Source organism: Chryseobacterium sp. C3, assembly GCF_014218905.1.
Classification (GTDB): domain Bacteria; phylum Bacteroidota; class Bacteroidia; order Flavobacteriales; family Weeksellaceae; genus Chryseobacterium; species Chryseobacterium mucoviscidosis.
Map to the genome: position 1 here is coordinate 40,626 of NZ_JACLCU010000009.1, position 13,127 is coordinate 53,752.

Consider the following 13,127-nt stretch of genomic DNA (forward strand, 5'->3'; position numbering starts at 1 on the left):
TTTTAACAAAGGTCGATTTACGCTTCAGTAATAAACTTCCAGCCTCTGTCTTTCAACCTCCCGCTACAGAATTATAAAAATTTTAACAGCTCCAATCTTTGATTTTTACAGGGTATTTTTTAATTTCGTAGTCAATCAACTAAAATTTATTTCTATGGGAAAAGGAGACAAAAAATCTAGAAGAGGTAAGATCAACAATGGAAGCTATGGAAAAAGAAGACCGAGAAAAGCTTCGAAAACAGTTGCTGCTTCAGAAGAAAAAACTAAAAATTAAAATAAAAAGACCGGAGATTATTTTTTCTCCGGTCTTTTTTATGTAACAAAATTAAATTATTTTCCAAAAAATCCGCCAAGGATATCTCCCAATCCGCCTCCGCCTTGCTGCTTCTGATTGCCTCCTCCAAGAACGCTCCCCAGAATGTCATTCAAAGGATTTCCGGACTGAGAATTTCCTCCGCCCAAAACGCTTCCTAAAATATCATTTAAAGGGTTAGACTGTTGTTGCTGAGCCTGATTGGATGCATTCCCAAGAATTCCTCCCAAAAGATCGCCTAAACCTCCTGCTCCTACATTGTTCTGTTGCTTTTCTTTTCCGATGTAGCCCATAATTACCGGAGCCAGCATCGCTAAAATAGGTCCCACTTTATCAATGGAAATTCCTGTATTTTGTGAAAGCTGATTTTCTACATTCGATTTATTTCCACCAAAAATATGGCTTAATATAGAACCTCCTTCAGCCTGTCTCGCATCTGCCTGAGAAACGTCGTCCAGAATACTTCCGTCGTGATCTTTATCCAAAGCGTTATTTAAAGCTTCAGCTTCATTCGCGTCCTGAGATTTGTTTCTAAGGTAAGAAATGATAAGCGGTGCCGCAACTGCCAGTAAAGCAATTACCTGCGTTTTGCTGATCCCGAATTTGTTTTCAGCCTGTTCAGCAACCTGGTTGCCAGTGTTCCCTGTAAGTAGGTCGATTAAACTCATAGTTTGTGTTTATTTTATTGTTAAGTCAACCAAAGTTATCAAAAAATATTCCCCAAAGATTTTTTTTAATCAAAATTTGAGATTTATTTTTGAAATTACCTATAAGTTATTGATTATCAATAATTAATTTTTTAAGATCGGAACATTGGAACATGCTTCACCAAACATCAGCGATTTAACGATCGGCTGAAGCTGTTCAACCAGTTCGATGTACGCGTTTTCAGGAATCTCTTTGTCTGAGCAGCCTTTTACCAACACTCTTTTTCCGCGCATTTCATCAAAATCATGGCTTTGAATGGCGTTGTGCATCAAAATAACTTCCAGATCTTCACGGTTTCCGAAAACTATTTTTTTGGTTACTCCGGTAAGTCTTGCCGTAATCAGGAAATATGCCCAAAGCGGAACGATCGCATCCGCAGAATTGTAGATGTACAAATACGCATCACGATACTCTTCAACATCAATGGCTGCCACTTTTTCGCGGAAATCTTTTTCCTTTAAGACCATTTCCATGAAAAGAAAATCTTTAAGATCAATTCCCTTTCTGGCTCCCTTCGGAACAAGATCCGTAAGATCAAAATTGATTAAGCCGCTTTCCGCAACTTTATTCCGTATTTCAAATTCTTCTGACATTTTTTATCATTATCTTTGAACAAATTTACAAATTAAGATCGTACAACGTCTTATTTGTTCTCTATTCTGATTATAGAAATGAAATATTACATTATCGCAGGAGAGGCTTCCGGAGATTTGCATGGAAGCAATTTAATGAAAGCTTTGAAGCAGAAAGATTCCACAGCCGAATTCAGATTCTGGGGTGGCGATTTAATGGCGCAACAGGGCGGAACTTTGGTGAAACATTACCGCGATCTTGCTTTCATGGGATTTCTGGAAGTAGCCATGAATCTGCGGACCATTCTGAATAATATTAAATTCTGCAAACAAGATATTAAAAACAACAGACCGGATGTTTTAATTTTGGTAGATTATCCCGGATTCAATTTAAGGATTGCAAAATTTGCCAAAGAATTAGGCATTAAAGTCGTTTACTATATTTCGCCGCAGCTTTGGGCATGGAAAGAGGGTAGAGTAGAGATCATTAAAAAATATGTGGATGAAATGATGGTGATCCTTCCGTTTGAGGAAGATTTCTACAAAAAACATGGGGTACATTCGCATTTTGTAGGTCATCCGTTGCTTGATGCGATTTCAACGCTGCAAAATATTGACGTTGAAGAATTTAAAAAGGAAAATAATTTAAACGAAAAAGAAATTATTGCGCTTTTGCCGGGTTCCAGAAAACAGGAAGTGGAAAAAATGCTGGAAATGATGCTTTCCGTAAGACCTTACTTTAAAGAATATCAGTTTGTTATCGCAGGAGCGCCGAGTTTGCCGAAAGAATTTTATCAGAATTATGTAGACGAAAATGTGCATTTTGTTTCCAATAAAACGTATGATTTGCTGAGATGTTCGAAAGCAGCTTTGGTAACATCGGGAACTGCCACGTTAGAGACTGCTTTACTGAATGTTCCGGAAGTGGTTTGCTACCGTGGAAGCAAAATTTCTTATGCAATTGCGAAAAGGCTCGTTAAAAACATCAAATATATTTCTCTGGTGAATTTAATTATGGATCGTGAAGTCGTTAAAGAACTGATTCAGAATGATCTTAACACAAATAATCTGGTGGAAGAACTGAAAAAGATTTTAGAAACCGAGAAAAGAACACAGCTTTTAAGAGATTACGATTTGTTGAGAGAAAAATTAGGCGGAAAAGGAGCCAGTGAAAATGCGGCGGATGTCATTTTAAAGGTTTAAAAAATCAAATAAACTATAAAAAATCGTAGAAAATTTTTCTGCGATTTTTCTTTTATATCATGAATTTAAGTCAAAATTTAAGATTTTTAAATTTTGATTTGCCGATTGTTATTCAATTAAATATTTTTGAGATGCAAAAATTTTGAAATTGAATAAACAGCCGATTTTAATTCTTGCCATCTCATTTATTTTGGGGATTTTTGTTCAGGATTTTTTTTCTTTGGATGAAAATTTTGTTTACATCATTATCATCATTTGTGCTTTCATTTTAGCCATTACTTTTCTTAAAAATTACTATCTCCATAAAGCGAAACCTTACTTACTCGGCTTTATGTTTTTCGGGGTCGGAATTATCCTGCATTTTTTCAATGCTTTTGCTTCCGGAAATAGTTCGGTTTCTAAAAATGAAACCATTGTTTTTAAAATAGCTAAAAAACTGAATTCCAGTGCTAAAAATCGGAAGTATGAAGGCGTGATACAAGCCAGAAACCAAACTTTCAATGCTGTTGTTTACATCCCGAAAAGCGAAAAGGAACTTGATTTTAAACATTATTATCAAGCTCAGGCTTACATTTCAAAGCCGAAGCCGCCACAATATGATTTTCAGTTTGATTATTCGAAATATCTCTTAAGGAAAAATATTGAATACCAGTGTTATATCAATAATGAAATTAAGGAAGCAGAAAGGAAAGATCTAAGCTTTACAGAGAAGTTTTCCCAGAAAAGACTGGAAGTTTTGCAAAGAATTGATGAAACCGGAATGTCTTCAAAGTCAAAAGAATTTTTAAAAGGAATTATTCTTGCCGACCGAACGGAAATGGATGCGCAGACGATTCAGGATTTTAACCGTTCCGGACTGGTGCATTTTCTTGCCATTTCAGGAACACATATTGTCGTAATTTTCGGATTGTTTTATATTTTGCTGATTAAAATTTTACCTTTAAGTTTTAGAAAATATGCGGTTATTTTCAGTTTAATTTTTATCTGGTTGTTTATAATTTTTATCGGATTTGGAAGTTCTGTCGTACGTTCAGGTTTAATGCTGAGTATTTATTTTATTTACATTTTGCTGCAAAGGAAATCTGATCTGCTGCATTCACTTTCTCTGTCTGCTTTCATTATTTTAATATTTGATACTCAACAGCTTTTTGATGTCGGTTTTCAGTTGAGCTTTTGTGCGGTTCTCGGAATTTACTGGCTGAATCAGCCGATTTTAAACTATTTTCCGATACAGGATAACCGGTTTAAAAAACTGATCTTTAATACAATTTCGATTTCTGTTTCTGCTCAGTTAGCAACGCTTCCTCTGATTCTGTACTATTTTCATCAGTTTTCATTTATTTCAATTATTGCCAACTTTTTCATTGTTCCTTTTTCTGAAGCAATCATTGTTTTTTCATTTTTAATGACCACTTTAATTGCTTTTCATCTTGATTTCAATTTGATGAATGTCGCCTATGATTTTGTTATTAATATTTTACTTACAATCATTCATTGGTTTGCAGATTTCGATCTGTTGTTCCATGAAAATATACCGATGAATGTTGTTGAAGTTTTTGCTTTATTTCTAATCGTTTATTTTCTGAGATTTTTTATTCTGAAACCGAAACTTAAAAACCGGACAATAGTATTGATGACAGTTTTTATTTTTTACGTTTTAAGAACAGGTTGTAATTTCTATGAAAATCAGCGTGACGAAATTCTGTTTCATTATTTTTCTAAAACCCAAGTTTTGTCTGTAAAAAAAGGGAACAATGCCTGTTTCTGGATTGAAGAAAATTCAGATCAAAGCAAAATTATTCAGTTTGTTATTAATCCTTACTGTTCTTCAAGAAGGATTAGTAATTATCAGATTAAAACCTTCCCGAAAGATGTAACAAAAGTAGTTTATAATGGCAAAATTTATAACTTTAATTAATCATTACATTTTCTGTTTTTCCTTTATTTATAATATTTTAACTCTTATTTAGAAAGATTACAAACTGGGTTTTTCTGAGATTTCTCACTTTTTGATGTTGTTAACATTTCTTAATTTTGTGGAAAATCAAATTTAAACTTATATGGCAGGTTTAACGAGTTCTACGATAGGTAGAAAATATGCTATGGCATTATCAGCTCTGTTTTTGCTGATTTTTCTTATACTGCATTTGACGACCAATTTGTTATCAGTCCTAAACCGTGATGCATTCAATACCGCATCAGAATTTATGGGCTATAATCCTTTTGTGCAGTTCTTAATGCAGCCTATTCTTGGTTTTGCAGTCTTTTTCCATTTCATTATGGGATTTGTTCTTGAAATTAAGAATAACAAAGCACGTCCTGTGAAGTATGCAGCAAACAACGCTTCTGCAAATTCTTCATGGATGTCCAGAAATATGATTATTTCCGGATCTGTAGTGTTGGCTTTTCTGGCGCTTCACTTTTATGATTTCTGGTGGCATGAGATCAACTACAAGTATGTTGAGCAAATTACTCCGGATTCTGAACGTTTCTGGCCGGAACTTCACGAGAAGTTCGCAGATATCTGGAGAGTGGCTTTGTATGTAATTTCTTTCGTTTTGTTAGGGTTGCACCTGGCTCACGGGTTCCAGTCTTCATTCCAGTCAATCGGGGCAAGACATCCAAAATATACGCCGGTAATAAAGGCTTTCGGAAAATGGTATTCTATCCTGATTCCTGCAGGTTTTATCATTATCGCAATTTTTCACTTTGTAACTCAATAATATCAATATACTAATATGAGTAAATTAGATTCAAAAATTCCAGCGGGTCCTCTTAAGGATAAATGGAAAAATCATAAAGACCATATGAACCTTGTTGCACCAAACAACAGAGACAAGATTGATATTATTGTTGTAGGTACAGGTTTGGCAGGTGGTTCTGCGGCAGCTACTTTAGCTGAGCAGGGATACAATGTAAAAGCATTCTGCTATCAGGATTCTCCAAGAAGAGCGCACTCTATCGCAGCTCAGGGAGGTATCAACGCAGCTAAAAACTATCAGGGAGACGGTGACTCTACGTACAGATTGTTCTATGATACCATTAAAGGGGGAGACTACAGAGCAAGAGAGGCAAACGTTTACAGATTGGCTGAAGTTTCTGCAAATATTATAGACCAGTGCGTTGCTCAGGGAGTTCCTTTCGGGCGTGAGTACGGCGGTCAGTTAGATAACCGTTCATTTGGTGGGGTTCAGGTAAAAAGAACCTTCTACGCAAAAGGACAGACAGGTCAGCAGTTATTATTAGGTGCTTATTCTGCAATGAGCCGTCAGATCGGTAAAGGCAGAATCAAGATGTACAACCGTCATGAAATGATGGATCTTGTGATCGTAGACGGAAAAGCAAGAGGAATCATCGCAAGAAATCTTGTGACAGGTGAAATCGAAAGACACTCTGCACACGCAGTGGTTATTGCTTCAGGAGGATACGGAAACGTATATTTCCTTTCTACAAACGCAATGGGTTCTAACGTTTCTGCAGCATGGAAGATTCACAAAAAAGGAGCGTATTTCGCAAATCCTTGTTATGTACAGATTCACCCAACGTGTATTCCGGTTCACGGAACACAGCAGTCTAAGCTTACTTTGATGTCTGAATCTTTAAGAAACTCCGGAAGAATCTGGGTTCCTAAAAAGATTGAAGATGCACAAGCAATCAGAGCAGGAAAATTAAGACCTGAAAACATTAAAGAAGAAGACAGAGATTATTATCTGGAAAGAAGATATCCTGCATTCGGTAACCTTGTTCCTAGAGACGTTGCTTCAAGAGCTGCTAAAGAAAGATGTGATGCCGGATACGGAATCGAAAATAACGATACTCAGGAAGGTGTTTACCTTGATTTCTCTACAGAGATCATGAAAAAAGGTAGAGAAGCCGCTATTGAGAAACACATCAGCAATCCTACAGATCAGCAGATTTATGATTTGGGTAAAAAGTGGGTTGAGGAGAAATACGGTAACCTTTTCGTAATGTACGAAAAAATTACAGCAGACGATCCTTACAAAACTCCGATGAAGATTTATCCTGCGGTTCACTATACCATGGGTGGAGTTTGGGTAGATTACAACTTACAGTCTACTATTCCGGGATGTTTCGTTATCGGGGAAGCGAACTTCTCAGATCACGGAGCAAACAGATTGGGAGCTTCCGCTTTGATGCAGGGACTTGCAGACGGATACTTCGTACTTCCTTACACCATTGCAGATTATCTTTCAGCAGATATCAGAACAGGAGCAATTCCTACAGATTCTTCTGCTTTTACAGAGGCTGAAAAAGGAATTAAAGAAAAAATTGATTTCTTCTTAAATAATAAAGGAACCCATTCAGTAGATTATTTCCACAAGCAGTTAGGAAACATTATGTGGAATAAAGTAGGGATGGGAAGAACTCCAGATGGTTTAAGAGAAGCCATCAGAGAAATTGAAGAAGTAAGAAATAATTTCTGGAAAAACGTAAAAGTTCCCGGAGATAACGACGGAATGAATACTGAGCTTGAAAAAGCGTTCAGAGTTGCCGATTTCTTAGAGCTTGGACAGTTAATGGCTATCGATGCATTGCACAGAAACGAATCTTGTGGAGGACATTTCCGTGAAGATCACTCAACTCCGGATGGAGAGGCTGAAAGAGATGACGAAAATTACAAATATGTAGGAGCTTGGGAATATCAGGGAAGCGATATCAACGCGGAAGTGTTGCATAAAGAAGAACTGATCTACGACAACATCGAAGTTAAAACAAGAAGTTACAAATAATCTCCAATCTTTTAAATATACAATTATGAGTGCAAAAAAAGGCTTACATCTTACGCTGAAAATTTGGAGACAAAAAAATAATAAATCTAAAGGTCAGTTTGAGACTTATAAAATATCGGATGTTTCTACGGATTCTTCATTTCTGGAGATGTTGGACATCCTAAACGAAAATTTAATTAACGAAGGAAAAGAGCCGGTAGCTTTCGATCACGACTGTCGTGAAGGAATCTGCGGAATGTGTTCCCTTTACATCAACGGTAGAGCACACGGTCCGGATACAGGAATTACAACCTGTCAGCTTCACATGAGAATGTTCAAAGACGGTGAAACCATCGTTATCGAACCATGGAGAAGTGCGGCTTTCCCGGTTATTAAAGACTTAATGGTAGACAGAAGCGCATTCGACAGAGTAATGGCTGCAGGTGGTTTCATTTCAGTGAACACTTCAGGAAATACTTTGGACGCCAATGCGATTCCGGTTCCTAAAGAAGATGCAGACAAAGCAATGGACGCTGCAGCTTGTATCGGATGCGGAGCTTGTGTGGCTACCTGTAAAAACGGATCTGCAATGCTATTCGTTGGGGCTAAAGTTTCTCAGTACGCACTTTTACCGCAGGGTAGAGTAGAAGCGAAGAGAAGGGTACTGAACATGGTGAAAGCTATGGACGAAGAAGGATTCGGAAACTGTTCAAACACAGGAGCTTGTGAAGTGGAATGTCCGAAAGGAATTTCTCTTGAAAACATTGCCCGAATGAACAGAGAATTTATCACAGCTTTTGCTGACAGAGGATAAAATCTATCGAGATAACATAAAAAATCGTCTCCTCACCGGATGGCGATTTTTTTTAGTTAAATCTTTCATAAAAGTAATATTTAATTGCTTTTAGTTTAATGAAAAAACTATTTTTGCGTAATTATAAAATTCAAAATGAAAAAATATCTTTTATTGTTTATCATCGCGGTTTTTGCGATGTCTTGCTCTAAAAAAGTAGAAGTAAAAGGAAAAATCACGGGAGGTTCTCCATTGGAGAGAATCGAATTAATAGAAGCTTCGGGAGTAGCAACTTTACCATTAATGAATATCGGGGTAAATAAAGACGGAACTTTCACAGGAAATTTCGATGCTCCGAAAAGCGGAATGTATCTGCTTTCTTACGGGGGAAAAAGAAATTTAATCTACCTTAAAGGCGGTCAGAAACTTGAAATTTCAGGAAATGCAATGACTTTCCCGACTGAATATGTGATCACGGGAGATGCGAAGAACAACAACGATTTCTTCATGGCTACCCAGAAATATCTTGCAACGTATGCTCAGACAGTTAATATGAATGAGCTGATGACGAAAGATGAAAAAACCTTCCTTAAAGGAATAGAAAAAGTTCAGGCAGATGTTAATAAAAACATCGATGAAAATGTTAAGAAGTTTAGTCCGGATAATGAAGTGGTTACGTGGAAGAAAAACGATCTTTCAACAACTTTGCTTACCATCCTGAACCAATATGAAATGGGACATAAGCAAATGGGCAATCCTTCATTTAAAGTAACGAAAGCTTTTACAGATTTCACTAATAAACTGGAAGAGAACAAAGATGTATTGGTAAAAGAACATCCTTTATACAGAGAATATCTTTTAACCAAAATGAGCCCAGATTTCCAGAAATATGCTCAGGCAAAAACTGCTGGGAAAACTGATGTTACTACTTCAGAATTATTCACAGAATATTTAAAGAAAAACCAAAAAGATCTTTCACAGACTGCTAAAGACTATTTATTGGCATTCGTAATGGCGCAGTCGGATATTCATCCGGGTTCACCTGAAAAAACGGTTGAGAAGATCAAAAAAATTATCGACGAAGATATTAAAGATGCTACCATTAAAGAAGATCTAAAGAAAATTCAGTTTGCCATCAACGGATTCAAAATTGGAGAGCAGGCTCCTGAAGCTTCTTTGGTAAAAGCAGACGGAAAATCTTACAATCTTTCTGAAAATAAAGGAAAACCATATTTATTATCTTTTTACGCTTCTTGGAATCCTTATATCGGAGAAGCTACCATTCCTGTATTGAAGGAAGTAGTGAATTTTTACAAATCTAAAATGAACTTTGTTTTTGTAAATGTTGACGATACAAAAGACCAGTTTGTGAAAACAAGCAGCTCTTTATTAAAAGGAATTACAGGAACGAATGTTTACGGTGAAAACGGTTTAAATTCTGATATTGCTAAAAAATACGGAGTTTACGGATTTAAGTTACCTTGCTTTATCGTGGTAGATAAAGACGGTAAAATTGCAAGCAAGCCGTTCTTCAACTTAGGAGATCCGGAATTGGTGACGGTTTTAGACAAGCAAACAGGTCTTTCCGCTCCAAAGGTAAATCCTAACGTTCAGTTACAACCGGGATTAGGAATGGATCCTGCGGTGGTTGCGGCTCAGCAGCAGCAAGCAGCACAACAGGCTCCTCAGCAACAGGCAAATCCTCAGCCGGCTCAGACGAAATAATTTAAATTGAGTACAGATATAAACCTTATCTTCGGATAAGGTTTTTTTTATTGTATTTTTGCAGACTGAAACGTAAAAGTTTCATTAGGAAAATAGAAAATCGTACAATGAGCAGAAAGAATAAGAAAAATTTAATTCTTGAAAATATAAAACTCTTAAATGCAGGAGCTAAAGGAGTGGCAATAGGAAGAACGGAAGAAGGGAAAACCGTAATGGTTTCCGGAGCAATTCCGGGAGATGTGGTGAATGTAAGAGTGAAAAAAGCAAAGTCCAAATACTTTGAAGGGGAAGCTTTGGAAGTTCTTGAAAAATCGCCTTACAGAGTAGAGCCGAAATGTGTTCACTTCGGAGTCTGCGGAGGCTGCAAATGGCAGAATATGAGCTATGAAAAGCAGCTCGCTTTCAAACAGGAAGAAGTGTACAATAATATTAAACGAATCGGAGGTATTGAAAATTTTGAGACCGTTCCGATTTTAGGTTCTGAAGAGCAGTATTTTTACCGAAATAAAATGGAGTTTTCTTTCTCAAATTCCCGTTGGCTAACCCAATATGAGATCAGTTCCGAAGAAAATTTCGGCAGCAGAGATGCTTTAGGGTTTCATATTCCGGGGATGTGGAGCAAAATTCTTGATCTTAAAGAATGTTTCCTTCAGGAAGATCCTTCAAACGCGATCCGATTGGCAGTAAAACAATATGCTGTAAATGAAGGTTTAGACTTCTTTGATGTCCGCAATCACGAAGGTTTTTTAAGAACTTTAATGATGAGACAAAACTCAAAAGGCGAATGGATGGTCCTTTTCCAGCTTTTCAGAGAAGAAAAAGAAAACAGAGAAAAACTATTCGGATTTTTGCTTGAAAAATTCCCACAGATCAAAACTCTGGTCTACGCGATTAATCCGAAAGCCAACGATTCTATTTATGATCTGGATATCAATGTGTATTTCGGGGAAGGTTATTTAATGGAAGAAATGGATGGTTTAAAGTTTAAAATCGGTCCAAAATCTTTCTTTCAGACCAACTACAAACAGGCTTTGGAATTATATAGAAAAACGCTTGAATTTGCAGATTTAAAAGGAGATGAAGTTGTGTATGATCTTTATACAGGTACAGGAACAATCGCTCAGTATGTCGCAAGAAATGCAAAGCAGGTCATCGGAATAGAATCTGTACAGGAAGCCATAGATGCAGCCATTGAACACGCAGAACTGAACGGTCTTACGAATACAACGTTCTATTGCGGAGATATGAAAGATATTTTTAATGACGATTTCCTTGCAAATCATCCGAAAGCAGATGTCCTGATCACAGATCCTCCAAGAGACGGAATGCACCAGAAAGTGGTTGAGCAGATTTTAAAACTTTCTCCTGAAAAAGTAGTTTACGTAAGCTGCAACTCTGCTACACAGGCAAGAGATTTAGCCTTAATGAAAGAACAGTATGATGTGGTAAAGATTTTACCGGTGGATATGTTCCCGCAGACACATCACGTAGAAAATATTGCTTTGCTGATTAAGAAATAATTTAATTACTTTTGAAGGAATCAAATCTTAAGATGAAATGCCGGATTTGTCCGGTAAAGTAAAACAAAATGTTCAGATGAAATATTTTAAATTTTTAATCGCCATTTCTTTTATCAGTCTGCTTTTTTCATGTGGCGGCGATAACGATATCTGTGAAAGCGGGGAAGGAACTCCACGAATGAAAGTTTCTTTTAAAACACAGGCAACCGATAAGGAAAAAACACTGGATTCTCTGTATGTAGCAGTAGATTATGGCTCCGGAAAAGTACAGTTGGGAGGACAGGCTGAAATTACATCAAGAGTTATTCCTTTAAGAGTAGACAATTCTGCATATACAGATATTTATTTCAGAATTACTAATAAAGGTGCGGAATCTAAAGTAAGAGTAAACTACACTACGAAATCTGCATATGTTTCTCCGGGTTGCGGAATAAAGCTTACCTACGAAAATTTAAATTCAGTATTAGATCCAACGACAACCACTCCGGTAAAAGAAATCCAGGCCGGACAAAATTTTATAGAGAATGAAGACAAGACTAATCTTTTCCTTCTTTTTTAGTATAATCAGTCTTCTGGGTTTTGCTCAGGAGAAGAAAGATAAGGAAACTGCAAAGGAAAAATGGAAATATGAACCGAATTTTATGATTGGTTTTGATGTTCTGAATACGGGAGTTTCTTTCTTTTCAGACAGAAAGCTGTATCAGGGATTTGTATCTTCAAAGCTGAAAGATAATCTTCATGCCATAGCAGAAGCCGGTTTTGAATCTAATATTTACCAAAAAAACGGTTATGACGGAAAAGCAAATGGCCCTTTCGTAAAAATCGGGGCATTCTATATGTTGGCAAAAGATCTTGAAAATGAATTCAATGGATTTTATGCGGGTGGAAAAATAGCGGGTTCCTTTTATAAACAGGAATATATGGCGGTTCCCGTTCGTGGTTACGGCGGAAGCAGCTCTGCAATATCCTTTCCTTCTTCTACACAGTCATCCTATTGGCTGGAAGGAACATTGGGAGGAAGAGTGCAGCTTTTTGAATCCAATTTCTATATTGATGTCAATCTTCAGCCGCGATATCTGGTGTATACCACAAAACAGGACGAAATCCAGCCCATGATCGTTCCGGGATTCGGAAGAAGCTCTTCTAAATTCGGAATGGGCTTCGCGTGGAATCTGGCGTATAAATTTTAAATCAGCACATTAAGCAAAGTAATTCTTTTGAATTTTTAAAGTGTTATATTTTAAATGAAAATTTTAATCTAATATATGTTAATTGTTAAAATTAATATATAAATGTTGTTTTTATGTTGTTTTTTTAATTAAAGTTTAATTTTTTAATATTTTTTCTTTGATTTTTAGGTAATGTATGAGTATTTTTGAAATATTAAAAATATTCTTTATATGAAAAAACTCATTACTACTTTTTTATGTAGTTTAATTGGAGGTACAGCTATTGCACAATGGACTCCAGCTACATTTCCTGGTAGATCGGAAAAATCTTCTAATGTTAGAAGTTACTATAAGTTAGATCTTGTAAAAATAAGAAGCCAACTTAAAGATGCAC

General features: G+C 36.4%; 12 protein-coding genes. 10 read left to right on the forward strand and 2 right to left on the reverse strand.

From position 1 onward, the window contains the following. Positions 1-154 precede the first annotated feature (154 nt). Complete coding sequence (locus H6W53_RS18380) at positions 155-274, forward strand: 30S ribosomal protein THX (RefSeq protein WP_076390669.1); 120 nt, start codon at positions 155-157, stop codon at positions 272-274. A 56-nt stretch (positions 275-330) separates the two neighbouring features. On the opposite strand, the gene H6W53_RS18385 is transcribed toward H6W53_RS18380, so the two are convergent. Further along, positions 331-981 carry a DUF937 domain-containing protein gene (locus H6W53_RS18385; protein ID WP_185208870.1) on the reverse strand — a complete coding sequence of 217 codons (651 nt, stop codon included), beginning with the start codon at positions 979-981 and terminating at the stop codon, positions 331-333. A 123-nt stretch (positions 982-1,104) separates the two neighbouring features. Beyond that, positions 1,105-1,614, reverse strand: a complete 510-nt coding sequence (locus H6W53_RS18390) for a DUF2480 family protein (protein WP_185208872.1) — start codon at positions 1,612-1,614, stop codon at positions 1,105-1,107. Positions 1,615-1,692: 78 nt separating this feature from the next. On the opposite strand from H6W53_RS18390, the gene lpxB reads away from it, so the two are divergent. The 9 genes from lpxB (at position 1,693) to H6W53_RS18435 (ending at position 12,754) form a co-directional block, all read left to right on the forward strand. After that, positions 1,693-2,796, forward strand: a complete 1,104-nt coding sequence (lpxB, locus tag H6W53_RS18395) for a lipid-A-disaccharide synthase (protein ID WP_185208874.1) — start codon at positions 1,693-1,695, stop codon at positions 2,794-2,796. Positions 2,797-2,938: 142 nt separating this feature from the next. Beyond that, positions 2,939-4,714 (forward strand): ComEC/Rec2 family competence protein, encoded by a 1,776-nt coding sequence (locus H6W53_RS18400; RefSeq protein WP_228457833.1) that lies wholly within the window; start codon positions 2,939-2,941, stop codon positions 4,712-4,714. A gap of 142 nt (positions 4,715-4,856) precedes the next feature. Beyond that, positions 4,857-5,519, forward strand: coding sequence for a succinate dehydrogenase cytochrome b subunit (locus tag H6W53_RS18405; protein WP_185208876.1), 663 nt, complete (start codon positions 4,857-4,859; stop codon positions 5,517-5,519). A 15-nt stretch (positions 5,520-5,534) separates the two neighbouring features. Further along, positions 5,535-7,547 carry a fumarate reductase/succinate dehydrogenase flavoprotein subunit gene (locus tag H6W53_RS18410; protein ID WP_185208878.1) on the forward strand — a complete coding sequence of 671 codons (2,013 nt, stop codon included), beginning with the start codon at positions 5,535-5,537 and terminating at the stop codon, positions 7,545-7,547. A gap of 25 nt (positions 7,548-7,572) precedes the next feature. Continuing rightward, complete coding sequence (locus H6W53_RS18415; protein ID WP_185208880.1) at positions 7,573-8,340, forward strand: succinate dehydrogenase/fumarate reductase iron-sulfur subunit; 768 nt, start codon at positions 7,573-7,575, stop codon at positions 8,338-8,340. A gap of 135 nt (positions 8,341-8,475) precedes the next feature. After that, positions 8,476-10,044, forward strand: a complete 1,569-nt coding sequence (locus H6W53_RS18420; protein WP_185208882.1) for a TlpA family protein disulfide reductase — start codon at positions 8,476-8,478, stop codon at positions 10,042-10,044. A gap of 107 nt (positions 10,045-10,151) precedes the next feature. Next, on the forward strand, positions 10,152-11,564 hold the full coding sequence (rlmD, locus tag H6W53_RS18425) for a 23S rRNA (uracil(1939)-C(5))-methyltransferase RlmD (RefSeq protein ID WP_185208884.1): 1,413 nt from the start codon (positions 10,152-10,154) through the stop codon (positions 11,562-11,564). A 76-nt stretch (positions 11,565-11,640) separates the two neighbouring features. Next, the gene (locus H6W53_RS18430; protein WP_185208886.1) at positions 11,641-12,123 is read left to right on the forward strand and encodes a DUF6452 family protein; all 483 of its coding nucleotides are present in this window, start codon (positions 11,641-11,643) and stop codon (positions 12,121-12,123) included. Further along, positions 12,089-12,754 (forward strand): DUF6048 family protein, encoded by a 666-nt coding sequence (locus tag H6W53_RS18435; protein WP_185208888.1) that lies wholly within the window; start codon positions 12,089-12,091, stop codon positions 12,752-12,754. Before H6W53_RS18430 ends, H6W53_RS18435 begins: the two co-directional genes overlap by 35 nt. Positions 12,755-13,127: the final 373 nt, after the last annotated feature.

Excerpts from the sequence above, each read along its gene's own strand:
- H6W53_RS18420 (WP_185208882.1), top strand. The coding sequence starts at position 8,476 with ATGAAAAAATATCTTTTATTGTTTATCATCGCGGTTTTTGCGATGTCT.
- H6W53_RS18410 (WP_185208878.1), top strand. The coding sequence starts at position 5,535 with ATGAGTAAATTAGATTCAAAAATTCCAGCGGGTCCTCTTAAGGATAAA.
- rlmD (WP_185208884.1), top strand. The coding sequence starts at position 10,152 with ATGAGCAGAAAGAATAAGAAAAATTTAATTCTTGAAAATATAAAACTC.
- H6W53_RS18380 (WP_076390669.1), top strand. The coding sequence starts at position 155 with ATGGGAAAAGGAGACAAAAAATCTAGAAGAGGTAAGATCAACAATGGA.
- H6W53_RS18430 (WP_185208886.1), top strand. The coding sequence starts at position 11,641 with ATGAAATATTTTAAATTTTTAATCGCCATTTCTTTTATCAGTCTGCTT.
- H6W53_RS18435 (WP_185208888.1), top strand. The coding sequence starts at position 12,089 with ATGAAGACAAGACTAATCTTTTCCTTCTTTTTTAGTATAATCAGTCTT.
- H6W53_RS18390 (WP_185208872.1), bottom strand. The coding sequence starts at position 1,614 with ATGTCAGAAGAATTTGAAATACGGAATAAAGTTGCGGAAAGCGGCTTA.
- lpxB (WP_185208874.1), top strand. The coding sequence starts at position 1,693 with ATGAAATATTACATTATCGCAGGAGAGGCTTCCGGAGATTTGCATGGA.
- H6W53_RS18415 (WP_185208880.1), top strand. The coding sequence starts at position 7,573 with ATGAGTGCAAAAAAAGGCTTACATCTTACGCTGAAAATTTGGAGACAA.
- H6W53_RS18385 (WP_185208870.1), bottom strand. The coding sequence starts at position 981 with ATGAGTTTAATCGACCTACTTACAGGGAACACTGGCAACCAGGTTGCT.
- H6W53_RS18405 (WP_185208876.1), top strand. The coding sequence starts at position 4,857 with ATGGCAGGTTTAACGAGTTCTACGATAGGTAGAAAATATGCTATGGCA.